Annotated in this window: 27 protein-coding genes and 1 riboswitch; of the genes, 17 read left to right on the forward strand and 10 right to left on the reverse strand. The window is 69.8% G+C overall.

The features are described 5' to 3' along the window. The first annotated feature begins 167 nt into the window (after positions 1–167). The 5 genes from dnaB to ASD84_RS11850 all read left to right on the forward strand — a co-directional run bounded on the left by dnaB (position 168) and on the right by ASD84_RS11850 (position 4,951). Positions 168–1,472 (forward strand): replicative DNA helicase, encoded by a 1,305-nt coding sequence (gene dnaB, locus ASD84_RS11830; RefSeq protein WP_268788473.1) that lies wholly within the window; start codon positions 168–170, stop codon positions 1,470–1,472. Between the two features lie 79 nt (positions 1,473–1,551). Then, the gene (locus tag ASD84_RS11835; RefSeq protein WP_056710259.1) at positions 1,552–2,127 is read left to right on the forward strand and encodes a nitroreductase family protein; all 576 of its coding nucleotides are present in this window, start codon (positions 1,552–1,554) and stop codon (positions 2,125–2,127) included. A 181-nt stretch (positions 2,128–2,308) separates the two neighbouring features. Continuing rightward, complete coding sequence (locus ASD84_RS11840) at positions 2,309–3,289, forward strand: matrixin family metalloprotease (protein WP_056710261.1); 981 nt, start codon at positions 2,309–2,311, stop codon at positions 3,287–3,289. Between the two features lie 76 nt (positions 3,290–3,365). Further along, entirely contained in the window at positions 3,366–4,388 is a 1,023-nt protein-coding gene (locus ASD84_RS11845; RefSeq protein ID WP_056710263.1) for an RNA polymerase subunit sigma-70, read from the forward strand. Further along, a complete protein-coding gene (locus ASD84_RS11850) occupies positions 4,388–4,951 on the forward strand; it encodes a dihydrofolate reductase family protein (protein ID WP_056710265.1) in 564 nt (187 codons plus the stop codon). The genes ASD84_RS11845 and ASD84_RS11850 overlap by 1 nt, the downstream gene beginning before the upstream one ends. 7 nt (positions 4,952–4,958) lie before the next feature. Here the strand turns inward: ASD84_RS11850 and ASD84_RS11855 are convergent, their stop codons facing one another. Beyond that, entirely contained in the window at positions 4,959–5,867 is a 909-nt protein-coding gene (locus ASD84_RS11855; protein ID WP_056710266.1) for an RNA polymerase sigma-70 factor, read from the reverse strand. 98 nt (positions 5,868–5,965) lie between these two features. Between ASD84_RS11855 and ASD84_RS11860 the strand changes: the two genes are divergently transcribed. From ASD84_RS11860 to ASD84_RS11875, 4 genes are all read left to right on the forward strand, one after another. Next, the gene (locus ASD84_RS11860; protein WP_056710268.1) at positions 5,966–6,913 is read left to right on the forward strand and encodes an NAD-dependent epimerase/dehydratase family protein; all 948 of its coding nucleotides are present in this window, start codon (positions 5,966–5,968) and stop codon (positions 6,911–6,913) included. A 32-nt stretch (positions 6,914–6,945) separates the two neighbouring features. Beyond that, positions 6,946–7,129: riboswitch (cobalamin riboswitch) on the forward strand. Positions 7,130–7,185: 56 nt separating this feature from the next. Beyond that, positions 7,186–8,181, forward strand: coding sequence for an ABC transporter substrate-binding protein (locus ASD84_RS11865; protein ID WP_156391793.1), 996 nt, complete (start codon positions 7,186–7,188; stop codon positions 8,179–8,181). Further along, positions 8,181–9,254 (forward strand): FecCD family ABC transporter permease, encoded by a 1,074-nt coding sequence (locus ASD84_RS11870; protein WP_082573318.1) that lies wholly within the window; start codon positions 8,181–8,183, stop codon positions 9,252–9,254. The genes ASD84_RS11865 and ASD84_RS11870 overlap by 1 nt, the downstream gene beginning before the upstream one ends. Then, entirely contained in the window at positions 9,251–10,105 is an 855-nt protein-coding gene (locus ASD84_RS11875; protein ID WP_082573319.1) for an ABC transporter ATP-binding protein, read from the forward strand. The genes ASD84_RS11870 and ASD84_RS11875 overlap by 4 nt, the downstream gene beginning before the upstream one ends. On the opposite strand, the gene ASD84_RS11880 is transcribed toward ASD84_RS11875, so the two are convergent. The 3 genes from ASD84_RS11880 to ASD84_RS11890 are packed head-to-tail and all read right to left on the reverse strand — an operon-like array spanning position 10,054 to position 11,464. After that, positions 10,054–10,260: a hypothetical protein gene (locus tag ASD84_RS11880; protein ID WP_056710270.1), complete on the reverse strand. Its 207-nt coding sequence runs from the start codon at positions 10,258–10,260 to the stop codon at positions 10,054–10,056. The genes ASD84_RS11875 and ASD84_RS11880 overlap by 52 nt on opposite strands. Continuing rightward, the gene (locus tag ASD84_RS11885; protein WP_082573320.1) at positions 10,257–10,868 is read right to left on the reverse strand and encodes a VanZ family protein; all 612 of its coding nucleotides are present in this window, start codon (positions 10,866–10,868) and stop codon (positions 10,257–10,259) included. Before ASD84_RS11885 ends, ASD84_RS11880 begins: the two co-directional genes overlap by 4 nt. Next, positions 10,865–11,464, reverse strand: a complete 600-nt coding sequence (locus ASD84_RS11890; protein ID WP_056710272.1) for a M15 family metallopeptidase — start codon at positions 11,462–11,464, stop codon at positions 10,865–10,867. Before ASD84_RS11890 ends, ASD84_RS11885 begins: the two co-directional genes overlap by 4 nt. Before the next feature lie 90 nt (positions 11,465–11,554). On the opposite strand from ASD84_RS11890, the gene ASD84_RS11895 reads away from it, so the two are divergent. Then, the gene (locus ASD84_RS11895; RefSeq protein WP_056710274.1) at positions 11,555–12,250 is read left to right on the forward strand and encodes a response regulator transcription factor; all 696 of its coding nucleotides are present in this window, start codon (positions 11,555–11,557) and stop codon (positions 12,248–12,250) included. Beyond that, positions 12,243–13,355: a sensor histidine kinase gene (locus ASD84_RS11900; RefSeq protein WP_056710276.1), complete on the forward strand. Its 1,113-nt coding sequence runs from the start codon at positions 12,243–12,245 to the stop codon at positions 13,353–13,355. Before ASD84_RS11895 ends, ASD84_RS11900 begins: the two co-directional genes overlap by 8 nt. 2 nt (positions 13,356–13,357) lie before the next feature. On the opposite strand, the gene ASD84_RS11905 is transcribed toward ASD84_RS11900, so the two are convergent. Then, complete coding sequence (locus ASD84_RS11905; protein WP_056710279.1) at positions 13,358–13,735, reverse strand: DoxX family protein; 378 nt, start codon at positions 13,733–13,735, stop codon at positions 13,358–13,360. A gap of 54 nt (positions 13,736–13,789) precedes the next feature. Next, the gene (locus tag ASD84_RS11910; protein ID WP_056710280.1) at positions 13,790–14,164 is read right to left on the reverse strand and encodes an MmcQ/YjbR family DNA-binding protein; all 375 of its coding nucleotides are present in this window, start codon (positions 14,162–14,164) and stop codon (positions 13,790–13,792) included. Between the two features lie 76 nt (positions 14,165–14,240). On the opposite strand from ASD84_RS11910, the gene ASD84_RS11915 reads away from it, so the two are divergent. From ASD84_RS11915 to ASD84_RS11925, 3 genes are read left to right on the forward strand one after another with little or no spacing between them, the layout of a single operon-like run. Next, positions 14,241–15,023: an ABC transporter ATP-binding protein gene (locus ASD84_RS11915; protein WP_056710281.1), complete on the forward strand. Its 783-nt coding sequence runs from the start codon at positions 14,241–14,243 to the stop codon at positions 15,021–15,023. Continuing rightward, entirely contained in the window at positions 15,020–15,808 is a 789-nt protein-coding gene (locus ASD84_RS11920; RefSeq protein WP_056710283.1) for an ABC transporter permease, read from the forward strand. The genes ASD84_RS11915 and ASD84_RS11920 overlap by 4 nt, the downstream gene beginning before the upstream one ends. A gap of 4 nt (positions 15,809–15,812) precedes the next feature. Continuing rightward, a complete protein-coding gene (locus ASD84_RS11925) occupies positions 15,813–16,577 on the forward strand; it encodes a MerR family transcriptional regulator (protein ID WP_056710285.1) in 765 nt (254 codons plus the stop codon). A gap of 70 nt (positions 16,578–16,647) precedes the next feature. On the opposite strand, the gene ASD84_RS11930 is transcribed toward ASD84_RS11925, so the two are convergent. The 4 genes from ASD84_RS11930 to ASD84_RS11945 form a co-directional block, all read right to left on the reverse strand. After that, positions 16,648–17,316 carry a hypothetical protein gene (locus tag ASD84_RS11930; RefSeq protein ID WP_056710287.1) on the reverse strand — a complete coding sequence of 223 codons (669 nt, stop codon included), beginning with the start codon at positions 17,314–17,316 and terminating at the stop codon, positions 16,648–16,650. A gap of 42 nt (positions 17,317–17,358) precedes the next feature. Then, a complete protein-coding gene (locus tag ASD84_RS11935; RefSeq protein ID WP_056710982.1) occupies positions 17,359–17,808 on the reverse strand; it encodes a DoxX family protein in 450 nt (149 codons plus the stop codon). Between the two features lie 110 nt (positions 17,809–17,918). After that, positions 17,919–19,394: a DHA2 family efflux MFS transporter permease subunit gene (locus ASD84_RS11940; protein ID WP_056710289.1), complete on the reverse strand. Its 1,476-nt coding sequence runs from the start codon at positions 19,392–19,394 to the stop codon at positions 17,919–17,921. Positions 19,395–19,535: 141 nt separating this feature from the next. Then, positions 19,536–21,068, reverse strand: a complete 1,533-nt coding sequence (locus ASD84_RS11945) for an LVIVD repeat-containing protein (protein ID WP_056710291.1) — start codon at positions 21,066–21,068, stop codon at positions 19,536–19,538. A 92-nt stretch (positions 21,069–21,160) separates the two neighbouring features. Between ASD84_RS11945 and ASD84_RS11950 the strand changes: the two genes are divergently transcribed. From ASD84_RS11950 to ASD84_RS11960, 3 genes are all read left to right on the forward strand, one after another. Beyond that, positions 21,161–21,850 carry a DUF305 domain-containing protein gene (locus tag ASD84_RS11950; protein ID WP_156391795.1) on the forward strand — a complete coding sequence of 230 codons (690 nt, stop codon included), beginning with the start codon at positions 21,161–21,163 and terminating at the stop codon, positions 21,848–21,850. A 72-nt stretch (positions 21,851–21,922) separates the two neighbouring features. Then, positions 21,923–22,195 (forward strand): hypothetical protein, encoded by a 273-nt coding sequence (locus ASD84_RS11955; protein WP_056710295.1) that lies wholly within the window; start codon positions 21,923–21,925, stop codon positions 22,193–22,195. A 72-nt stretch (positions 22,196–22,267) separates the two neighbouring features. Then, positions 22,268–22,609 carry a DUF2784 domain-containing protein gene (locus ASD84_RS11960; protein ID WP_056710297.1) on the forward strand — a complete coding sequence of 114 codons (342 nt, stop codon included), beginning with the start codon at positions 22,268–22,270 and terminating at the stop codon, positions 22,607–22,609. Positions 22,610–22,611 lie beyond the last annotated feature (2 nt).

The raw sequence follows: 22,611 nt of genomic DNA on the forward strand, positions 1-22,611 counted from the left end.
TGGGCCAATTGCAGCGCCCGGATGCAGGGCAACGAAAGAGGGAGAGGGCAACCGTGAGTCTCACGGACGACGCGCCGTCATGGACCTCCGAGCCACCCGCGGAGTGGGGTGACGGCCCCGCGGCCTACGCCCCGGGTGACGCCCCGCAGCAGTCCGCCGGCGGACGGGTGCCGCCGCAGGACATGGCTGCCGAGCAGTCCGTGCTCGGCGCGATGCTCATCTCCAAGGACGCGATCGCCGACGTCGTCGAGGTGCTCCGCGGCCCGGACTACTACCGCCCCGCGCACGAGTCGATCCACGAGACGATCCTCGACCTCTACAGTCGCGGCGAACCGGCCGACATGGTCACGGTCGCCGGTGAGCTCCAGCGTCGCGGCGAGCTGCAGAAGGTGGGCGGGGCGCCGTACCTCCACACCCTGGCCGCCAACGTCCCGATCGCCGCCAACGCCGGCTTCTACGCCGAGATCGTGCGCGAGAAGTCGATCCTGCGCCGCCTGGTCAACGCCGGCACCAAGATCGTCCAGATCAGCTACGCCGGCGAGGGCGACGTCGACAGCATCGTCAACGAGGCGCAGGCCGAGGTCTACCAGGTCACCGACCGCCGCAAGGCCGAGGACTACGCCCCCCTCGGCGACATCATGGACGGCGTCCTCGACGAGATCGAGGCGATCGAGAACCGTGAGTCAGGGATCTACGGCGTCCCGACCGGCTTCGCCGATCTCGACGACCTGACCAACGGCCTGCACGCCGGTCAGATGATCGTCGTCGCCGCTCGACCGGCCATGGGCAAGTCGACCCTGGCTCTCGATTTTTGCCGGGCCGCCTCGATCCACCACAACATGACCAGTGCCTTCTTCAGCCTCGAGATGACGCGCGCCGAGATCGTGATGCGGTTGCTCTCGGCCGAGGCACGCATCCCGCTGAACCACATCCGCAACGGCAAGATGGGCACCGAGGAGTGGGACCGCCTGGCCCGCCACGTCGCCAAGATCTCCGCCGCGCCGATGTTCATCGACGACTCCCCGAACATGACGATGACCGAGATCCGCGCCAAGGCGCGCCGGCTCAAGCAGAAGCACGACCTGCGGATCCTGGTCATCGACTACCTCCAGCTGATGAGCTCGGGCAAGAAGGTCGAGTCCCGTCAGCTCGAGGTCTCGGAGTTCTCCCGGCAGATGAAGCTGCTGGCCAAGGAGCTCGAGGTCCCGATCATCGCGCTCTCGCAGCTGAACCGTGGCCCCGAGCAGCGCGCGGACAAGAAGCCGATGATGAGCGACCTTCGTGAATCCGGCTCGATCGAGCAGGACGCGGACATGGTGATCCTGCTGCACCGCGAGGACGTCTACGAGAAGGAGTCGACCCGCCCCGGCGAGGCCGACCTGATCGTTGCCAAGCACCGCAACGGCGCGACCCGGGACGTCACCGTGGCCTTCCAGGGTCACTACAGCCGTTTCGTCGACATGGCGCACTGACGCCGGCGTCTTCCGGTAGCGGACGTCGAGGCGTCGTCGGTCCGAAATATCCCTGCAGCGATCCGGGTTGAGCAACGACATGACTGCCTCCCCGCGCCTGACCGGGTTTGCTCGAAGCCGCTTCAGTCCCGTGCTCTTCGACGAGAACCATGTGATGTCGCAGGGGGACGTCGACAGCCTTCTCGACGCGGCGCGGCTGGCGCCGTCGGCTGGCAACTCACAGCCTTGGTCCTTCATCGTCGGGCGACGTGGCGACGACGTACACCAACGACTCGTGTGCCATCTCGCGAGGAGCTCAGCCTCGTGGGCACCGTCAGCGAGCCTGCTGGTCGCCAACATGTCGCAGCGCTTCGTCGAAGGCAGCACCTTCGAGTACTCGGAGTTCGCCCAGTACGACCTCGGCCAGGCCGTGGCTCATCTGACCTTCCAGACTCACGCGCTCGGTCTCGCTGTCCACCAGTTCCGGGCCTTCGACCGCGACGCCATCGCCGTGGAATTCGGGGTCCCGCCCCACTGGGAGGTGACGACCATGGCGGCCATCGGCAGTCCCGTAGGTGCCGCGGAGACCCACGTCGGATCGGGAACCAGTCGAGAACGGCGAGCGGCGAACGATGTCACCTGGGCGCGGGTCATGGACCCGGACGAGGGTCAGTGAGTCGGGGCGAACGTTTCCAGACGGCCCTGCCGGGGCCCAGCCAGAGCTGCCTGACCCAGAAGTCGTTGCCCAGTGCTCGCATCCGGGGGTTCCCCGGGCTCGTTCACGGGCGTACCGTCGAATCACCTGCCGTCTCGGGGGGGCAGGCCGGACCCGGTCCCGCCACTGCCGGAGGCGCGGCATGCGACGTACGAATCCCCGACTCGCGGGCGGAGTCGCGCTGGCCGCGACCGCCGCCCTCCTCGCCGCGTTCCTGGGCACGCCCCGGGTGGTCGCTGACGAGGGACCGCCGCGCGCCACGACGTCCAGCGCCGGTCTGGAGGCGGCGCTGGACGCCCACATGGACCTGGTCAACACCCGGCTCGAGGCGCTGCGCGCGCCGATCCGTCTCGCCCAGGTCGAGGCGTTCCAGGTGGGCGGCGGCCTGTTGCGGGTGGGCAACCGCTTCAAGCGGTACTACGGGCAGCGGTGGGTGCCCGGCGACGAGCGCCGGGCGGCTGACGGCGAGCGGCTGACCTATGTCGTCGACCAGAGCGACGGCGACACGGCGAGTGGGCTCGCCAGCGCGACGACCGAGGCCGCGCTCGACCGGTCCGTCGGGGTCTGGGCCCCGGAGCGCTGCCTCGAGGCGGTCCCGTTGGTGAAGCGGGCGGACCCCGGCCACGACCTCGACATCCTCGACAACATCCTGCTGCCGCTCGACTACGAGTGGGGTACGCCGGCCGCCGACATCCAGTTCGCCGGGTGGTACCCGATCGAGCTGTTCATCGCCTTCGTCCCGTCCTTCGAGGGCGCCATCCTCGCGTTCTCCGAGACCTTCGTGTTCGTCGACGAGGTCACCCTGGAGCTGACGGACGTGAACCGGGACGGCTACCTCGACACCGCCTTGAACGAGATCTACTTCAACGACGAGTTCGGTGACCCGAGCGGCACCCGACCGGGCCGCGCCTGGGCGATCGACGTACCCACCGGTTCGCCCGACTTCGACGTCGAGACCGTGGCCGCGCACGAGTTCGGTCACTCCCTCGGCCTGGGCCACTTCGGACCGCCGCCGCGGGCCATCATGAACCCGGGCGCCTTCAACCCGCCGGGGCGACCCCACACCTATCCGTCGGACAGCTCGGCGATCTGCTCCCTGTACGCCAGCTGGCCGTTGCCCTGAACAGCGACCGACCGATCACTTCTCCGCCGTCCCACCGTCGTTACGTGCGACAGTTCAGGTGATTGCAGGAGATGCCATGGAAACGACCGCACCGAGCACCACCGGCCCGATGGGCACCGACGAAGCCGAGTTCATCGAGGCAGCCCGCGCGGGCGACGGTGGCCGGTTCGCGCTGCTGACCGAACACTTCCGTCGCGAGCTGCAGGTCCACTGCTACCGGATGCTTGCGTCGTACGACGACGCCCAGGACCTCACCCAGGAGACCTTCCTGCGGGCGTGGGCGAAGCGGGAGACCTTCCAGGGCCGGGCGTCGTTGCGCACCTGGCTGTACCGGATCGCCACCAACGCCTGCCTGGACTTCCTCGAGAAGCGGCGCGACCGTACGCCGGTCCCCACCGACCTGCAGGGCGCGGGCGGGACGGGCACCGAGGTGCTCCACCTGCAGCCGTGGCCCGACAGCCAGCCGCAGGACCCGCACGCGCAGGCGGTCGCCCGGGAGACCATCGAGCTGGCGTTCATCGTGGCGGTCCAGCACCTGCCCGCACGCCAGCGTGCGGTCCTGATCCTGCGCGACGTGCTCGGCTGGCCGGCCCAGCAGACCGCTGACAGCCTCGAGCTCACGCTGGCCTCGGCCAACAGTGCCTTGGCCCGGGCCCGGACCACGATGCGCCAGCACCTTCCCGACGGGCGGCTCGACTGGAGCGCCCGAGCCGCGCAGGGGTTGAGCGAGGAGGAGCAGACGCTGGTGTCGACGTACGTCGAGCGCCTCGAGCGCTTCGATCTCGAGGGGCTGAGCGAGCTGCTGCGCGACGACGTCCGGTTCGCGATGCCGCCGCAGGTCGGCGTGTGGGTTGGTCGCGAGGCGGTCTTCCAGACCTGGATCGACGGACTCAGCGACGCGGACCCCACCGGCTTCCGGTGCCGGACCACGACGGCGAACGGCCAGCCCGCCGTGGCGGCCTACTACCGCCAACCCGGTACGACGCCCTACGTGGCCCTCGCGATGGACGTGCTGCGGGTCGACGGCGGGCTGATCGCCGAGCTGCTCACCTTCGGACCGGAGATGTTCGAACGTTTCGGCCTTCCCCAGGAGCTGTGATGCGTGCCGTGACCTACTCGATGTCCATGTCGCTCGACGGCTACGTCGTCGGACCCGACGGCGGGTTCGACTGGAGTGCCCCCTCCGACGAGGTCTTCCAGCTGTCCATCGACGAGATCCAGGGCGTCGGCATGCACCTGATGGGGCGGCGCCTCTACGAGACGATGCTCTACTGGGAGGAGCCCGAGCAGCAGGCGGGTTTCGACGACGCGGAGCTCGAGTGGGCCGGCCTCTGGAACCCGCTGCCCAAGGTGGTCTTCTCGACCACGCTGTCCGAGGTGCGGGGGAACGCTCGCCTGGCCACGGGCACCGTGGCGGAGGAGATCGCGCGGTTGCGGGCCGAGCCGGGCGAGGGCGACATCGCGATCGGTGGCGCGACCCTTGCTGCCGAGGCGGCCGAGCTCGGCCTGATCGACGAGTACCGGATCCGGGTCTGCCCGGTGCTGGTCGGCGGCGGCACCCCGTTCTTCGTCCATCGCGAGAGGCGGGTCGACCTCGAGCTGGTCGAGACCCGCGCCTTCGACTCGGGGGTGGTCTTCCTCCGCCACCGGGTCCGTCGCTGACGAAGCCTCAGTCGCGACGACCGAGCAGCGCCAACAGGTCGCCGACCTCACCGAGGTGGCCGAGCTTGTCGGGGTTGAGCACGTTGCTGAGTCCGACGATCCTGCCGTCGTGGACGTCGATCGACATCACGCCGACCACGGCGCCGTCGCTGTCGCGGGTCCGCAAGGCCGGCTGGCCGTTGGCCTGCACCAGGTCGAGGAGTACGCCGAGCCGCTCACCTTGGCGCATCAGTCCGAGCAGGAACCTGGCCACGGGCACGACGCCGGTCATCGGCCTCTGGATCGCGGGCGCCCGGCCACCGCCGTCGCCGACGAACACGACGTCCTCGGCGAAGAGTCGCTCCAGCTCTTCGAGCTCGCCGCTGTTCATCGCGGCGAGGAACTCCGTCGCGACCCGGTCACGGTCCTCGCGGGTCGCCTGGAACCGCCGTCGGCCGTCGTCGATGCGCTTCCTCGCACGGGCGAGGATCTGCCGGCAGTTGGCCTCGCTCTTGTCGACGGTCGCCGCGATCTCGGCGTACTCGTACTCGAGGACGTCGCGCAGCAGGAACACCGCACGCTCCACCGGTGACACTGCTTCGAGCAGCACGAGGAAGGCGGTCGACACCGTCTCGTCGAGCTCGATGCGGTGCGCCGGGTCCATGTCGTCGGACTGCACGATCGGCTCGGGGAGCCACGGGCCGACGTACTGCTCCCGCCGCAGGCGGGCTGACCGCAACGTGTCGATGGCGAGCCGCGTGGTGACCGTCGTGGCGTACGCCTCGAGGTTGTCGACGCCCTCCAGACCGCCGCGATGGAGGCGGAGGAAGGCGTCCTGCACGACGTCCTCGGCCTCGACCACGCTGCCGAGCATGCGATAGGCGATCGAGAACATCAGCGGCCGCAGCTCGTGGTGCGCCTGGGCGAGATCGGTCATGGCCCGGTCCAGATTAGCCAACTTCTTCTGCGCAACCTGTCACAGGCGGCCGGCCTGTCCCGTCGAAGGGGACACAACCCGAACCGAAGGAGAAGAAAATGCGCATCTTCATCGCAGGCGCCACCGGAGCGTTGGGAAGCCGTCTGGTTCCCCTGTTGACCACGGCCGGCCACGAGGTGTTCGGCACGAGCCGCAACGAGGCCGGGCGAGCCACCATCGACGCGCTCGGGGCCACGGGGATCGTGATGGACCCGCTCGACGTCGACAGCGTCCACGCCGCCGTCGCCGAGGCCAAGCCGGACGTCGTCGTCCACCAGCTCACCGCACTGAGCGCGCTGTCCGGAAACATGAAGAAGTGGGACCAGGACTTCGCGATGACGAACCGGCTGCGGATCGAGGGCACCGACCACCTGCTCGCGGCGGCCCGTGCCTCCGGCGTACGACGGTTCGTCGCACAGAGCTACGGCGGGCACTGGACCAACGAGCGCACGGGCGGGCCGGTCAAGACCGAGGCGGACCCGCTCGTCGAGGACCCGGGCAAGGAGGCGCGACAGACGTTGCGCGCGATCAAGCACGTCGAGGAAGCCGTGATGGCTGCTCCCGGGATCGAGGGCGTGGTCCTGAGGTACGGCAACTTCTACGGTCCCGGCAACGCACTGTCACGGGACGGCGAGATGGGCGAGATGGTGCGGCGCGCGAAGTTCCCGGTGGTCGGCGGTGGCGGCGGGGTGTGGTCCTGGATCCACATCGACGACGCCGCGACCGCGACCGTTGCTGCCATCGAACGGGGCGAACCGGGCATCTACAACGTCGTCGACGACGACCCTGCCCCGCTCGCGGAGTGGTTGCCCTACCTGGCGGAGCAGCTCGACGGGAAGAAGCCGATGCGGTTGCCCGCTTGGCTGGCCCGGCCGCTGATCGGCCAGTTCGGCCTCGCCCTGATGACCACGGTCCGGGGCTCGTCGAACGCCAAGGCCCGGCGAGAGCTCGACTGGGCACCGCAGCTCAGCAGCTGGCGCGAGGGCTTCCGCACCGGCATCGGCTGACGCGCCGGCTGCCCGGCTCGGGACTTGCCTCTGCTACGTTCTCGAACGCCAGTCGTACTCACAAGTGAGACAGGGAACCCGGTGAGAATCCGGGACTGACGCGCAGCGGTGAGGGTGACGGGCGAGGCACTTTGCCACTGGATCATTGCGATCTGGGAAGGCGCCTCGTCTGGTTGATCCCGAGTCCGAAGACCTGCTGGCCGTGGACAGGACGTCCGCGTGATCTGTCCAACAGGCTTCGCGACAAAGGCCTCGACATGAGATGAGAACTCATGATGCGTACTTCCCGACCCCTGGCGACCCTTGCCACCGTCTCCCTCCTCACGGCGCTCACCGCCTGCGCGGGTGCTCCGATCGAGGAGAGGACGTCGTCCCCCACGAGCGGCTACCCCGTCGAGGTCACCACCTGTGGCTTCACCTCCACCCTCGACGCCAGGCCGACGAGGGCGATCACGATGAACCAGGGCGCGACCGAGGTCGCGCTCGCCCTCGGCGTCGAGGACCAGCTCGCCGGCACCGGCTACATCGACGACGCCGTCCCGGCGGAGTGGAAGGAGGCGTACGACTCGGTGCCGGTGCTCTCCGACCAGTACCCCGACCACGAGACCGTCATCAGCGTGAAGCCGGACTTCGTCTACGGCTCCTACATCAGTGCGTACGACGACGAGGCCGCCGGTTCGCAGGAGCAGCTGGCGGACCTGGGCATCGCTTCGATGACCTCGCTCTTCGGGTGCGGTGACGGCGACGCCAAGCCGGTCGGTGGCACCACCTTCGAGACGGTCTGGGACGAGATCGACCTGGTGGCGAAGGCGTTCGGCGTACCGGAGCGGGCCGAGGCGATCCGGACCGAGCAACAGGAGGTGCTGGAGGGCCTGGAGTCCGAGAACGCCGGCGCGGGCATCACGGTGTTCTGGTACGACTCCGGCGACAGGACGCCGTACGTCGGGACCGGTGAGGGCGGCCCGCAGCTGATCCTCGACGCCGTCGGTGCGACCAACGTGTTCGCCGACATCCCGCACGGCTGGACGGATGTCGCGTGGGAGAAGGTCATCGCGGCCGACCCCGACGTCATCGTCCTCGCCGACGCCTCGTGGTCCACGGCGAAGGAGAAGATCGCCTACCTCCGGAACGATCCGGTGCTCAGCAGGATGCGTGCGGTGGAGGCCGAGGCGTTCGTGACCCTGCCCTTCTCGGAGACCACACCGGGGGTCCGGCTCGCTGACGGCGCGGTCGACGTCGCCGGGCAGCTCGAGGAACTGAAGCGCTGATGTCCGTGGCGCTTGCGTCGCGCCGGGCCCTCGGGCTCGGCGCGACGGGTGGCCTGCGTGTGGTCGGCCTGGGCGCGCTGCTCGTCGGTGCGCTGCTGGTCAGCGTGGTGATGGGCGTCGGGATCGGGTCGGTCCCGATCCCGACCTCGACGGTGCTCGAGGTCCTCGCGCAGCGGTGCGGACTCGGGGGCGACGTCTCCCTGCTCGACGACCAGATCGTCTGGCAGTTGCGGATGCCGCGGGTGCTCGGCGCTGCGGCCGCGGGTGCGGCGCTGGCGCTCGTCGGCGTGGTGCTGCAGTCGCTCACCCGCAACGACCTCGCGGACCCGTACCTGCTGGGCATCTCCGGTGGTGCGGCCGTCGGAGCGGTCAGCGTGCTGGTCCTCGGGGTGTCGGTCGGCGGCCTGCTCGCCACGACGATGCTCACCCTCGGCTCGTTCCTCGGTGCGATCGGCGCCCTGGTCGCGGTCCTCCTACTCGCAACCGGACGAGCGGGGGACCTGCCGCCCGCCCGCACCGTCCTGGCCGGCGTGGCGATCGGCCAGGTGTGTGCGGCGTACACGTCGTTCGTCACCATCATGAGTGGCGACCACGACGCCGCCCGCCGCGTGCTCGCCTGGACGATGGGCTCGCTGGCCGGCCTGCGCTGGGACTCGGCGATCCTGCTGATCGCCGTCGCCGTGATCGCGTCGGTCGCCGTCCTCGCCTTCACCTCGGACCTCGACGCCTTCGCCTTCGGCGAATCGGCGGCGAACTCGCTGGGAGTCGCGGTGAACCGGACCCGCTGGATCCTGCTGACGGGTACGGCGTTGGTGACCGCGAGCCTCGTGGCCTACACCGGCGCGATCGGCTTCGTCGGGCTCGTCGTGCCCCATGTCGTACGACTGCTCGTCGGCCCGAGCCATCGTCGGCTGCTGCCGTTGAGTGCGTTGGTGGGAGCGATCCTGCTCGTGTGGGCCGATACGGCGGCCCGGTCGATCATCGACGGTCAGGAGATCCCGATCGGGGTGGTCACGGCCGTGCTCGGTGCGCCCGTGTTCGCCGTACTCCTGCGACGGGAGCGGGCGCGATGAGGGCGGAAAGCATCACGTGGGGCGTGCCCGAACGGACGATCCTCAGGGAGGTCTCGGTCGAGTGCCCGCGCGGGACCGTCACCGGTCTGCTCGGGCCGAACGGCTCGGGCAAGACCTCGCTCCTGCACATCCTCGCGGGGCTGCGCCGACCGGACGCGGGACAGGTGCACCTGGGCGAGCAGAGCCTGCACGGGCTGAATGCCCGCGACCGGGCCCGCCGGGTCGCGGTGCTCGAACAGCACTCGGTCACGGGGCTGGACCTGCGGGTGCGTCAGGTCATCGAGCTCGGCAGGATCCCGCACCGCGGTCGCTGGCCCGCGTCACGGACCGAGGGTCGTGACGCCATCGCCCGGGCCATCCAGCTGGCCGAGGTCGGCGACCTGCTCGACCGCAGGTGGCAGACCCTGTCGGGAGGCGAGCGCCAACGGGTGCAGCTCGCCCGGGCCCTGGCGCAGGAGCCCGAGATCCTGATCCTGGACGAGCCGACGAACCACCTCGACCTGGGCCACCAGATCGACTTCCTCACCACGGTGCGGAGGTTGGGGCTGACGGTGATCGCGGCGCTGCACGACCTCGACCTCGCTGCTGCCTTCTGTGACCAGCTGGTGCTGCTGCAGGACGGAGGGGTCGTCGCGTCGGGCGCGGCTGTGGACGTGCTGACGCCGGCCACTATCCAGCGGGTCTACGGCGTCCGGACGTCCGTCGGCCCGCACCCGGACTCGGGACGACTGCACGTCGTCTGGCACCACCGGGACCGACTCGTCGGCCCGTCTCACGTCGGCCCGTCTCACGTCGGCCCTCACTCGGACGGTTCGGTGTCGCACTCGACCTTCGGGTTGACGCCGAAGTAGTTCAGCGGGCCGGCCACGATCGTCAGCGCGGTGTCGCTGAAGGTCTTGCAGTTGACGTCGCGGTCGTCGCTGAAGTAGCCGCGCTGGATGGCGGCCAGCACTCCGAAGACCAGCCAGATCACGACCACGATGCCGCCGATGCTCGTCTGTCTCACGGTGCCCTCCTGGGGGTCGACGCTGTGGCCCCTGCAGTACCCCGAATCGGGTGGTTCACCGCGATTGGTTCGGCTCGGGGCGCGATGTCCCACCACGGCCACGACAGCACGGCGGCCACCGCGGCGCCGGCGGTGTTGAGCAGCACGTCGTCCACGGAGGAGACGCGGTCGAGCCGCAGCGTGTACTGAGCCGTCTCGATCAGGGCCGAGCAGCAGGCCGCGAGGACCACGATCCGCGGCAGTGACGCCAGCGACCGGAACCGCAGCGGGGCGAAGAAGCCCAGCGCCGAGAGCAGCACGAGGTTGCCGACGACCTGGATCTCGGACATCGTCTCGAGGTCGCGGAACGGTTCGAGGCTCACGGCACCAGTCACCAGACCCGCCTGGTTGCCGGGCAGCATCGTCATCCACACCCACGGCACCGTTCCGTGGACGAGCCCCACCTCGGCGATCGACGTGCGCCAGGCCCGGCCGGGCAGCGCGCCGGTGCGGATCCGAAGACGGGCCAGCGCCCAGACCCCCAGCAGGGCAAGGGGAAGCAGCGCCAGCGCGCCCACGGCGATGCCCGTCGCCGTACCGAGGATGTCGTGCACCCCGTGGACCCTCACTGCTGCAACCTCGGGTCCTCGGTCGGGTCGGCGTACGGGCGCGGACAGCCGATCTGCCGTGCCTCGGGGCGCAGCTCGAAGTGCCACGGTTCGTTGCGATAGACCTGACAGAGGCCGTACGACGACCCGTGGCGGGCCAGCCAGGTCGTGGCGTCACCTTGCGAGATGTCGACGGCGTCACCGGAGACGTGGGCGGAGGTCTCCGGGGTGGCGACCCAGCGGGCCGCCTCCTCGCGCGAGCCGTACTCGTCGACCGCGTCGTCGAGCAGCTGCTCCTGGTACGCCTCGGAGCGCCAGCCGCTGTTGACCTGGAACGTGATGCCGCTGGCAGCGGCATCGTCGGCGGCATCGCGGAGCGCCTGCAGGAGGTCGGAATCGAGGTTGGCCACCGCGGGGTAGCTGTCGTCGTGGACCGTCACCCCGTCCGGGACGACCCCGCCGTCGCGGCCCAGCGCGCCGCGATCGTGACCGAGGAAGGCGTCGAACGGCGTGGTGATCGTGGAGGAGGTGGAGCCCAGCACCTGCTGGCTCAACGGGACCGCGATCGCAGCGATGACAACGATCGTCCCGATCGCGATCGTCTTGGCGTGGTTCATGGGTCCAGCCAAGGCAACGCGGCGTTGCCGGCGCGTATGCGGTTTTCGATATGCCGGCGATATGCGGGGACTCGTAGCATCGGCATTGCCATGCGCGTGCTGATCGTCGAGGACGAACCCCTGCTTGCAGTTGCCATCCGCGATGGCCTGCGTCTCGAGGCGATCGCTGCCGACATCGCGGGCGACGGTGACACCGCGCTGGAGCTGCTCGCGATCAACACCTACGACATCGCCGTGCTCGACCGCGACATCCCCGGACCGTCGGGCGACGAGGTGGCCCAGCGCATCGTCGCGTCGGGCAGCGGGATGCCGATCCTGATGCTCACCGCGGCTGACCGGCTCGACGACAAGGCCACCGGGTTCGAGCTCGGTGCGGACGACTACCTCACCAAGCCGTTCGACCTGCGCGAGCTGGTGCTCCGGCTCCGAGCTCTCGACCGCAGGCGGGCCCACAACCGTCCGCCGGTCAGCGAGATCGCCGGACTGCGGCTCGATCCGTTCCGGCGCGAGGTCTACCGCGACGGCCGGTACGTCGCGCTCACTCGCAAGCAGTTCGCGGTGCTCGAGGTCCTCGTGGGTGCCGAGGGTGGCGTGATCAGCGCCGAGGAGCTGTTGGAACGGGCGTGGGACGAGAACGCCGACCCGTTCACCAACGCCGTGCGGATCACCGTCTCGTCCCTGCGCAAGCGGCTCGGTGAACCGTGGCTGATCGCGACGGTGCCGGGGGTCGGCTACCGGATCGACACCACACCGTCGACCGCCACCGAGGGAGTCGGGCATGCGTAGGCAGCGGGGCCTGAGCGTGCGGCTCAAGCTGACCCTCAGTTACGCCGCGTTCCTGATGGTCGCCGGGACCTTGCTGCTCGCGGTGGTGTGGGTCTTCCTGCTGCGCTACGTGCCGGAGGTGACCAGCACGGGTGGGTACGTCGTGCCCGACCGGTCGTCCCTGCAGCCCGCCTTCATCCCGAACCGGTCCGACCTCGAGCGCGCCTTCGTCCCGAAGGCGGCGGCCATCCTGGGATTCCTGCTGCTCTTCGGCCTCGTGGGCGGCTGGGTGCTTGCCGGCCGCATGCTCGCGCCGCTGAACAGGATCACCCGCGCCACCCGCCAGGCCACGACCGGCTCGCTCTCCCACCGGATCGAGATGGAGGGGCGCAACGACGAGTTCCGCCAGCTCGCCGACGACTTCGACGCGATGCTCGCCCGGCTCGAGGCGCACGTCGCCGAGCAACAGCGCTTCGCCGCCAACGCCTCGCACGAGCTGCGCACCCCGTTGACGATCACGCAGACCCTGCTCGAGGTGGCCCGCAACGAACCGACCCGCAACGTCGAGGAGCTCATCGACCGGCTGCACCACGTCAACACCCGCGCCATCGACCTCACCGAGGCGCTGCTGCTGCTCAGCCGCGCCGACCAGCAGGCCTTTGCGCGAGGGGTCGTCGACCTGTCACTCGCCGCTGAACAGGCAACGGAGACCTTGCTGCCGCTCGCCGAGAAGCGCGGTCTCAGCATCGAGACGTCCGGTGACCAGGCGCTGACCACCGGGTCGCAGGCACTCCTCCTGCAGATGACGACGAACCTCGTGCACAACGCGATCGTGCACAACCTGCCGGCAGACGGCGCGGTGTGGGTACGGACCGGAGCTCATCCGGCGGGCGTCGTACTCACTGTCGAGAGCACGGGCGAGATGCTCACGCCGCAGCTGGTGTCGACCCTCGTCGAGCCGTTCCAGCGCGGCACCCAGCGGATCCGGACCGACCACGCGGGCGTCGGCCTCGGGCTGGCCATCGTGCAGAGCATCGTGAACGCCCACGACGGAACGCTCACCCTGACCCCGCGCCCTGGCGGCGGGCTGAGCGTCACCGTGGCTCTTCCGCCGTCGACGACCTGAGGTCAGAAGGCCTGCGGACCCATCCGCTCCACCGCGACGAAGACGGCCAGCGCCAGCAGGACCACGGTGAAGGCGACACTCGGCCACTCGTTGCGGCGGGCGTGGGTCAGGGCCGCGCCGGCCATCGTGACGGCCAGGCCGATCGCGGCGGCCGGGACCAACCAGGTCGCGACATCGAACGCGCCCGGAAGGATCAGGCCGAGTGCGCCGGCGACCTCGGCTGCGCCGATGAGCTTGATCATCCCCGGGGAGAAGGACTCGGCCCAGCCCAGCTTCGGATCGGCGAGGATCTGCTCCTTGGACTTGGCCAGCTTCATGGTGCCGGCCATGAGGAACAGCGCGGCCAGCAGGCCCGAGACGATCCAGACGACGACGTTCACGGGGACTCCCTTGGGTGACGGATCTTCAGGTCACCTCGAGGGTAGTGGACGTGTCTACGAGTCTGCGCGCTCGCCCGGTCCCTCGGGATGGGTGAGGTCGTAGGCCCGCGCGACCTTCTGCGGCACCACCATCCGCCATGCGTCGACCACGAACTCACGGGCCTCGACCGGATCGAGAGCCGCCAGGTTCGCATGCACCCAGTGGAAGCGCAGGTCCGACTCCCGTGGCATCTGGAACTTGTCCGGGTTGCCGGCGACCAGTGCCGCCCGCTCCTCCTTGGGGAACGCGAACCCCATCACGGTCTCGTCGAGGGAGAACGCGACGTACACGATCTGCTTGACCCGGAACTTCAACCGGTTGCGCACGTACACCTCGTAGGAGCGCTCGAGCTCGGAGCCCAGCGCCCGCACGTCCTCGATCGTTGCCATGGTTCGCCCAGCCTCTCACCGGACTCCAGAAAGAGGGCTTGACCCTGACGTAGCGTCAACCCTTGAAGGTGGGTCCATGAACCAGACAGCACCTGCCATCGAGGTCGCCGGACTGCGCAAGGCGTACGGCGACCACACCGTCCTCGACGGCGTCGACCTCTCCGTTCCGGAGGGCACCGTCTACGCCCTGCTCGGCCCGAACGGCGCCGGCAAGACCACCATCGTCCGCATCCTGTCCACCCTCACCACCGCCGACGGCGGCGCCGCCCGGGTGGCCGGGTACGACGTCCGTACCCAGTCCGACGGCGTACGACGCTCGATCGGGGTGACCGGGCAGTTCTCTGCGATCGACGAGCTGCTGACCGGCCGGGAGAACGTGCGGCTGATGGCCGATCTCGCCCATCTCCCGAAGCGTGAGGCCGCCGCACGAGCCAGCGAGCTGCTCGAGCGCTTCGGACTGACCGACGCAGCCGACCGGCGCGCGGCGACGTACTCGGGCGGGATGAAGCGGCGCCTCGACCTGGCCATGACGCTGGTCAATCGACCGCGACTGATCTTCCTCGACGAGCCGACCACCGGGCTCGACCCACGCAGCCGCCGCGACCTGTGGCAGATCGTGCGCGAGCTGCTGACCGAGGGGGTGACGGTCCTCCTCACGACCCAGTACCTCGAGGAGGCCGACCAGCTCGCCCACCGGGTGGGGCTCCTCGACAACGGCCGGCTGGTCGCCGAGGGGACGCCCGCCGAGCTGAAGGCGCTGGCCGGAGGGGAGTCCCTGGACGACGTCTTCCTTGCCCTGACCGGCCACCCGGCCACCACCGACCCCACTGACGACAACGACAAGGAGACCGTCCGATGACGACTCTCGCCCTCACCGCCCGTGACTCGGTCACGATGCTGCGCCGCAACCTCAAGCACATGGTCCGCTACCCGTCGCTGACGATCATGTTGATCGCCCAGCCGGTGCTCTTCCTGCTGCTGTTCGTCTACGTCTTCGGCGGCACCATGGGCGCCGGGCTGCCCGGTGGCGGCGGGCGCGACGACTATCTCGCCTACGTGGCGCCGGCGATCCTGCTCGTGACCGTCTGCTCGGTCGCGCTCAGCATCGCCATCTACGCGGCCAAGGACGCCACCGAGGGGATCATCGACCGCTTCCGGACGATGCCGATCGCGAAGTCCTCGGTGCTGACCGGCCTCGTCCTCGCAGCCCTGGTGCAGACCGCACTGGCGCTCACGGTCGTGTTGGTGATCGCCGTCGCGCTGGGTTGGCGTCCCGATGCCGGACCCGTCGGCTGGCTCGGTGCGATCGGTGTCCTGGCCCTGCTCGCCATCGCCCTCACCTGGCTGTGTGTCGCGCTGGGACTCGCCGCGGACAGCGTGGAGACGGCGAGCAACAGCCCGATGTTCCTGGTGCTGCTGCCGTTCATCTCCAGCGCGTTCGTGCCGACCGACTCGATGTCGACCGGGCTGGCCTGGGTCGCGGAGAACCAACCGTTCACGCCGATCATCGACACCCTCCGCGCCTGCTTCGAGGGCCGCGCTCCGGGAGCCGACCTGGCCTGGGCCATTGGCTGGTGCGTGCTGATCACCGTGCTCAGCTTCGCGTGGGCATGCCGACTCTTCGCCCGGGCTCAGGCACGCTGAACCCATGCTGACGATCGGTGAGCTGGCGTCGTACGCCGGAGTGACGGTGCGCGCCGTACGGCACTACCACGCGAAGGGGCTGCTCCCGGAGCCCGAGCGGGACCACTCCGGCTACCGGCGCTACGACGCCAGGGCGGTCGCCGACCTGATCAAGATCCGCACGCTGGCGGAGGCCGGCGTACCCCTCGCCCGGGTGCAGGAGCTGCTTGCAGCCGATCCTGTCGAGTTCGCTGCCGCGGTCACCGACATCGACCACCGGCTGCGTGCGGAGATCCGGGAACGCCAGCGGCACCGGGAGCGGATCGCCCAGCTCGCGGCCGGCGACAACCTCGCGCTGCCGCCCGAGGCGGTGGCCTACCTCGACCGGTTGCGGGAGGCGGGCGTCTCGGAGCGCCTGATCGAGGGCGAGCGGGACGCCTGGATCCTCGTCGCTGCGCAGCTGCCCGAGCACATGCCGCTGTTCATGGAGCTCAAGGGACAGCAGCTGGACGACCCCGTCGTCGCCGACTTCTACGGCGACCTCAACGAGGCCCTCGACTGGGCGCCCGACGACCCGCGCCTCCCCGCGTTCGCCGACCGGATGGTGTCGATGTTCGAGGCGGGCGAGCCGGCCGACCTCGAGGAGTGGGAGGCCTTCGAGCTCCCCGCCGACCTGGTCGAGCTGCTCGACACGGTCTTCCTCGACGCCGTACCCCTCGCCCGGACGTTGCTCGGACTTCTTGAGGAGCGCGGCTGGAGGGGTTGGACGAAGCTCGAGCGGATCAGTTGACTGCTCGGGACGTCATACGAAGTGGTCGCCGGAGCAGCCAGATCGTATGACGTCTGGCGGGCCAGCCACGTCAGCGAACAGCCCGCTCCGCCAGCCGTACGGCGGCGTGCCGGACGATCGCGGCTTCCTCACTGTCGCGCGCGGCCTCGTGGGGAACCGCACCGCCGAGCAGGCCGGCGGGCTGGGTGAGCCACGCCCACACCTGCCACGCGTCCATCGTCGAGGCGAGCAGCGGCTCGAGCACCGGCACCAGTTCGGCGCGCACCTCGCCGGCGTCGTCGAGCTGGAACGCCGGGATCAGCGTGCCGCCGTCGTGGGACACGACGAGGAGGGCGTGCCGCTCCGCGGCCTTGTGTACGGCGAACCGGGTGGAGTTCTCCGACGTACCCCGGACCTCGGCCAGGCTCGCGTAGCCGTGCGACGCCGTGGCGAGCAGGGCCGTGCGGACCCGTGCCTGTCGCCGCAGCTGCACCAGCGCCAGCGGGACCGCGTGGGCCGGGTCGTCGCCGTCCTGGTGCAGCATCCGGTCCAGGGCCTCGATCTGGTCCGCGTTCATCGGCAGCCCGGTCGCGGGGTCGCGCCAGTGGGCGACCCCGTCGGCGTCGCGTTCGAAGGTCGGCAGGCCCGCTTCGCCCAGGTGCTGGGCGAGGTCGAGCTCGTCCAGCCACGCCGCCAGCTGTGTCCCGACCTCGGTGGATCCCGATGCGGTGGAACGGCAGGCGTGGGACTCGTCGTGCATGGATCCAGCCTCCCACCGGAACCAGGCGTGTCCGACCAGGGGTCAGCTGGTGATCGAAGCGGGCTCGGTGCGCCCGACGATCAGCCGGTCGAGGGAGATCCGGCCCGCGCCCGTGCCGGCCAGGACGAGAGCGAGGAACCCGATCACACCGACCAGTTCCCAACCACCGGCCGAAGAGAGCACCTCGGTGCCGCGGTGGGCGTACCAGAACGCGCCGGCCATCTGGCCCACGACGAGCAGCCCGGCCAGAGGGGTGAGCAGCCCGGCGATGAGCAGGGCGCCGCCACCGATCTCCGCCACCAGCGCGTAGGCGGCCGCGACCTCCGGCATCGGGATCCCCATGGCCGCGAAGCCGTCGGCGGTGGGGCCGAAGCCCGACTCGAGCTTGTCCAGGCCGTGGGTGAGCAGCACGACGCCGAGGCCCACGCGGGCGACGAGCAGGACGATGTCGCGCAGGGGAGCGGGTGTGCTGAATCCGAGAAGGGCGTGCATGGGTGCCTCCGAGTGGGCGTCGTTGATGAGCGGCTCAAGTAGTTGAACCTTCATCCAGACCCTCCCGGACGATCCTGTGGGGTTCCTGAGGGAATCCCGTGCACCTCCCGTCAGGTGGTGACGAGATCAGCGGCCGTACGGGGCCGGAGGACGAGGAGGGCGACGAGCAGCGCGCCCGCCATCATTGCGACCGGGAGCCAGAAGGCCGACTGCACCGCCGCGCTGACGTCGGGTGCGAGGGCGAGCCGTTCTGCGGGGGAGAGTCGCTGCAGGTCGCCGATGCCGTCGTCGCCCAGCTGGGGCAGCCGCGCCGACAGCTGGCCGGCAAGGAGCACCGCCACGGCTGCCGTGGTGACCGAGGTGGCGAGCTGGTTGAGGACGTTGATCATCGTGCTCCCGGACGGGATGTCCACGTCCGCCAGGTCCCGGGTCGCCAGCGTGATCGTCGGGAGCATGGTCGCTCCGGCACCGGTCGTGCCGAGCATCAGGAACGGCACCAGTGACCAGTACGACGCGTCGGCCGCCAGCTGCAGGGTGAAGCCGCCGTACCCGGTCACGGCCAGCGCGATCCCGGTCGAGATCACCCGCACCGGCGGCACCCGGTCGATCAGCCGGCCGGAGACCTGGATCGAGATCCCGGCGAGGACGGCCTGCGGGATCATCAGCAGCCCGGTCGTGGTGGCCGTCTCGCCGCGCGCGACCTGGAAGTAGAGCGGGACCAGGATGAGCGTCGAGAAGTAGCCGCCGGCGAACAGCACCATCAGCAGCGCGCCGCCGCCGGTCGCCCGCACTCCGAGCAGCCGCACCTTCAACAGGGGTACGGCGGTCGTCAGCGCATGCCGCACGAAGCCGGCGAGCAGCACCAGTCCCAGCCCGATCGGCACCACTGACCTGAGGTCCGAGAGATTGCCCTCGGCCAGCGAGGTGCCCACCACCAGCAGCGCCATCGCCGGAGCCAGAAGGAGCAGCCCGGCGCGGTCGAGGGGAACGGACGGGTCGCCCGGCACCGCGGGCAGGTTGCGTCGCCCGAGCCAGAGTGCGACCAGGCCGATGGGCACGTTGACCAGGAAGATCCAGCGCCACGACAGGCTGTCCAGCACCCAGCCGCCGAGCGGCGGACCGAGGACCGGCCCCACCAGGATGGGCAGGCCGAGCAGCGACATGACCCGGCCGCGGTCCCCGACCGGCGCCGCGCGCAACGCGAGGGTCATCGCGGCCGGCATCACGAAGCCACCGCCGAACCCCTGGACCACCCGGAAGGCGATCAGGCTCGGTGCGTCCCACGCGGTGGCGACCAGGGCAGAACCCGCCGTGAACAGGGCGATCGCCGCGAGGAAGACCGAGCGGGCGCCGTACCTCCTGATCGCCCAGGCGGCTGCGGGAATCACGCTGGCCAGGGCGAGCGTGTAGCCGGTGCTCACCCACTGGATCACCGGCAGCGACGCGTCCATCTCCCGGGCGAGGGGTGCGAGCGCGACGGCGACGACGGTGACGTCGAGGGGGATCATCACCGTCCCGGCGATGACGGTGAGGGCGACGGTGGTGGCGCTCCGGGACGCGAGGGAAGGGCTGGCGAGAGCAGTCATGGACCCTACGGTCCAACCTCAACTTCTGTTGAGGTCAAGCGGTCTCGAGACGGTTGCTGCGCAACCTCCTCGACCAACGTCGCTCCGCTCGCACCGGAGCCCCCGCCCAGAGTTGGCGGGGGCTCCGGTTGTCAGTGGCGATCAGTACGACGTCTGCGACTGCACGTTCAGCTCGCCGACGGTCACGCCCTGGGCCGGGGCGACGCGTGGGTCGTTGACCTGGAACACGTCGAAGCCCTGCTGGATGTCACTGGAGTAGATGTGGCCGTTGTACCAGTACGCCGACCACGAGCCACCCAGGATCAGCCGCTCGGTCGAGAGGGGTCCGCGATCGAAGTACGCGATCTCCTTCGGGTGGGCCGAGTCGGTGAAGTCCCACACCGAGATCCCACCCTGGTACCAGGCCTGGACCATGATGTCGCGGCCCTTCACCGGCACCAGCGAACCGTTGTGGGCCACGCAGTTCTCCGTGTTGGCCTGGGTCCGCGGGATCTTGAAGTAGGAGCGGAACTGCAGCTTGCCGTCGACGATGTCGTAGATGCCGTCGGCACCCTTCACGTCGCCGACGGTCGGGTTGCAGGTCGGGCCGCCACCGCCGCCGAGCTCGTCGGTGAAGACGACCTTGGTGCCAGCGTTGTTGAACGTCGCCGAGTGCCAGAACGCGAAGTTCTCCGTGTCGCGCACCTGCTCGGTCACAACCGGGTTCTCGCGGTCGGAGATGTCGAGCAGCACGCCGTCACCCATGCACGCACCGGCCATGACGTCCTTGTTGGGATACGCCGTGAGGTCGTGGCACCCGGACGTCTCGCGGGAGTAGCCGCCCGAGGGGTTGCCGCCTTCCGGGAACAGCACCGGTGTGCTCACGATCGCCGCGTCCTCGGGAGCATCCACGGGCACCTTGACCACGCTGATCTGGTCGTGCGGCGGCTGGCAGTCCGGGTAGCTCGCGTTCGGTGCGTACGACGACGCGTAGACGAACACGTCCTTGCCGTCCTTCGACGGGGCCAGTGTGTGCGTGTGGGACCCGCACGCGGTCTCGACCGCGGCGACGTACTGCGGGGAGGTCGGGTCACTGATGTCGAAGACCCGGATGCCCTCCCACGACTCCTTGATCGTGGCCGACTGGGGCACGTTGTCGCAGGTGTTGTTGCTGCGGCTGGAGTCCACGCTGAGCACGAGCAGGTCGCCGTACACGGAGATGTCGTTCTGTGAACCGGGGCAGAGCACCTGGGTCACGATCCGCGGCTTGCGCGGCTTGCGGATGTCGTAGACGGTCAGGCCGTCGTAGTTGCCCTGGAAGGCGTAGTTGCCCTGGAAGGCGAGGTCGGTCTCGAACGACGACTCGGCCGAGAATGCTCCGGACTTCGGAAGGTTCGCGAGCAACTCGATGTTGCGGCTCTTTTCGATCGCACCGGGCGCGAGGACGGCGTCGGTGTCATCGAGCTGCGCGATGTCCTGGCCTGCGATGTCGTGGCCGGGCTGGCAGGCGTCGTCGAAGTTGTCGCCGGCCTTTTCGGCGGCGCGTTCCTGGCCGGGCGGACACGCCGAGGCAGGGTGGTCGTGGTCGCCGTCATGGGCGTCGGCGGGCAGGGTCACTGCCGTGATGCCGAGGGCCAGCACGCCCAGCGCGGTGACGCCGAGCCTGCGCAGGCGCAGGGGAACAGGGATCGCCATGTTCACTCCCGAGAAAAAGTTGGCTGCGGATCCGAGCTTCGACCCTCGCCTATGGTGAGGGCTTCCCACAACCCCTTTTGAGGAGCTTCTCGGTGTCTCGGTCTCGGTCTCGGTCCTGGTCGATGTCGTTGTGCTCTGCCGCCGTCGCCCTCGTGGCGGCGCTCTCGCTGAGCGGATGTCTGGAGAAGGAGAACGACCCGGAGCCGGACGACTCGTCCTCGCCCCGGGTCGTGCGGCCCGGGGGACCGGGGGACGACGCGGCCACCGTCGATCCCGGTCAGGTCGTGAAGGAGTCCGACGTCGCCCACGACGACGTGGCCTTCATGCAGATGATGATCCCGCACCACGCGCAGGCGCTGACCATGTCGAAGCTGGCCCGCACCCGCGCGGAGTCCCCCGCAGTGAAGTCGATCGCGCGCCGGATCCTCGCCGCCCAGCGGCCGGAGATCCTGACCATGGCCGCGTGGCTCGAGAACAAGGGCGTCGCCGTACCGTCGGCCAAGGACGACCCGGCGGACTTCGATCACGGCGAGCACGGACACGACACGATGCACGGGATGCTCACCGACGCCCAGCTCGCCGACCTCAGGAACGCCAGCGGCGCGGACTTCGACCGGCTCTACCTCGAGGGCATGATCCAGCACCACGAGGGCGCGATCACGATGGCTGACGCCGTCGCGACGGGTGGCACCGACGTGCAGGTGACCGAGATCGCCAACGAGATCGTGATCGGCCAGGGCGCCGAGATCGACCGGATGAAGGCGTTGCTGGCGGGCCTCTGACCGGCCGATTTCGCCCGGTGTTCGGCCACTGGCATTGCGCGCCCCCCCGGCCCAGCGGTTAGCGTGGAGCCCATGACTCGGGATCATGAACACGCTGGCGCGCACACCGCATCGCGTCCGGCCCGCCAGTACAGCGGCCCGCCGACGGCCTACTCCATCCGGCAATTCGTCGCCTACCAGCGGCTGATCGAGCGCCGCGAACGCGTCGATCCGGCGGTGGCCGTCGCGGAGTACGCGCGGGCGAACCCCGGCATCGACCTCGACGCCCGCAGCACCTTCGCGGAGTGGCGGCGCGGCAGTCGCCTCGACGACACCGCCGAGCGCCCGGGTGGCTACTTCCGCTGACCCTGCGGACGACGCTGCGGATGACGGGGCGCGGATGACGGGTCGTGCGCACGGCGGCCCTACGCTCCAGACATGCATCGAATCGTGGCCGCCGCAGCGTGCGCCGTCCACATGGTCTTCGTCGCGTTCGCGATCCTGGGCGGCTTCCTCGCCTGGATGATGCCGTGGGTGTTCCTTCCCCACCTCGCGGCCGCGGCCTGGGGAGGCCGGATGTCGGTCTCCCGCGCGGCGTGCCCGCTGTCCCGGATCGAGGACTGGGGACGCGAGGGCGCGGGCCGGCCGCCGATGGGGGAGCGAGGCTTCATCGCGCACTACTTCGAGGGCAACGTCTACCCCGCGAAGATCGCCCGCAGGGTCGAGGTCCTGGTCGGGACGCTCGTCGTCGGCTCGTGGCTCGGCCTCGTCGTCCGCTGACC

This window comes from Nocardioides sp. Root682 (assembly GCF_001427795.1).
Classification (GTDB): domain Bacteria; phylum Actinomycetota; class Actinomycetes; order Propionibacteriales; family Nocardioidaceae; genus Nocardioides.

Coding starts and splice junctions, on each gene's coding strand:
- ASD84_RS11870 (WP_082573318.1), top strand. CDS start 8,181: ATGTCCGTGGCGCTTGCGTCGCGCCGGGCCCTCGGGCTCGGCGCGACG.
- ASD84_RS11930 (WP_056710287.1), bottom strand. CDS start 17,316: ATGCACGACGAGTCCCACGCCTGCCGTTCCACCGCATCGGGATCCACC.
- ASD84_RS11860 (WP_056710268.1), top strand. CDS start 5,966: ATGCGCATCTTCATCGCAGGCGCCACCGGAGCGTTGGGAAGCCGTCTG.
- ASD84_RS11835 (WP_056710259.1), top strand. CDS start 1,552: ATGACTGCCTCCCCGCGCCTGACCGGGTTTGCTCGAAGCCGCTTCAGT.
- ASD84_RS11875 (WP_082573319.1), top strand. CDS start 9,251: ATGAGGGCGGAAAGCATCACGTGGGGCGTGCCCGAACGGACGATCCTC.
- ASD84_RS11955 (WP_056710295.1), top strand. CDS start 21,923: ATGACTCGGGATCATGAACACGCTGGCGCGCACACCGCATCGCGTCCG.
- ASD84_RS11850 (WP_056710265.1), top strand. CDS start 4,388: ATGCGTGCCGTGACCTACTCGATGTCCATGTCGCTCGACGGCTACGTC.
- ASD84_RS11840 (WP_056710261.1), top strand. CDS start 2,309: ATGCGACGTACGAATCCCCGACTCGCGGGCGGAGTCGCGCTGGCCGCG.
- ASD84_RS11940 (WP_056710289.1), bottom strand. CDS start 19,394: ATGACTGCTCTCGCCAGCCCTTCCCTCGCGTCCCGGAGCGCCACCACC.
- ASD84_RS11855 (WP_056710266.1), bottom strand. CDS start 5,867: ATGACCGATCTCGCCCAGGCGCACCACGAGCTGCGGCCGCTGATGTTC.
- ASD84_RS11935 (WP_056710982.1), bottom strand. CDS start 17,808: ATGCACGCCCTTCTCGGATTCAGCACACCCGCTCCCCTGCGCGACATC.
- ASD84_RS11845 (WP_056710263.1), top strand. CDS start 3,366: ATGGAAACGACCGCACCGAGCACCACCGGCCCGATGGGCACCGACGAA.
- ASD84_RS11890 (WP_056710272.1), bottom strand. CDS start 11,464: ATGAACCACGCCAAGACGATCGCGATCGGGACGATCGTTGTCATCGCT.
- ASD84_RS11945 (WP_056710291.1), bottom strand. CDS start 21,068: ATGGCGATCCCTGTTCCCCTGCGCCTGCGCAGGCTCGGCGTCACCGCG.
- ASD84_RS11865 (WP_156391793.1), top strand. CDS start 7,186: ATGATGCGTACTTCCCGACCCCTGGCGACCCTTGCCACCGTCTCCCTC.
- ASD84_RS11910 (WP_056710280.1), bottom strand. CDS start 14,164: ATGGCAACGATCGAGGACGTGCGGGCGCTGGGCTCCGAGCTCGAGCGC.
- ASD84_RS11925 (WP_056710285.1), top strand. CDS start 15,813: ATGCTGACGATCGGTGAGCTGGCGTCGTACGCCGGAGTGACGGTGCGC.
- ASD84_RS11895 (WP_056710274.1), top strand. CDS start 11,555: ATGCGCGTGCTGATCGTCGAGGACGAACCCCTGCTTGCAGTTGCCATC.
- ASD84_RS11915 (WP_056710281.1), top strand. CDS start 14,241: ATGAACCAGACAGCACCTGCCATCGAGGTCGCCGGACTGCGCAAGGCG.
- ASD84_RS11960 (WP_056710297.1), top strand. CDS start 22,268: ATGCATCGAATCGTGGCCGCCGCAGCGTGCGCCGTCCACATGGTCTTC.
- ASD84_RS11920 (WP_056710283.1), top strand. CDS start 15,020: ATGACGACTCTCGCCCTCACCGCCCGTGACTCGGTCACGATGCTGCGC.
- ASD84_RS11900 (WP_056710276.1), top strand. CDS start 12,243: ATGCGTAGGCAGCGGGGCCTGAGCGTGCGGCTCAAGCTGACCCTCAGT.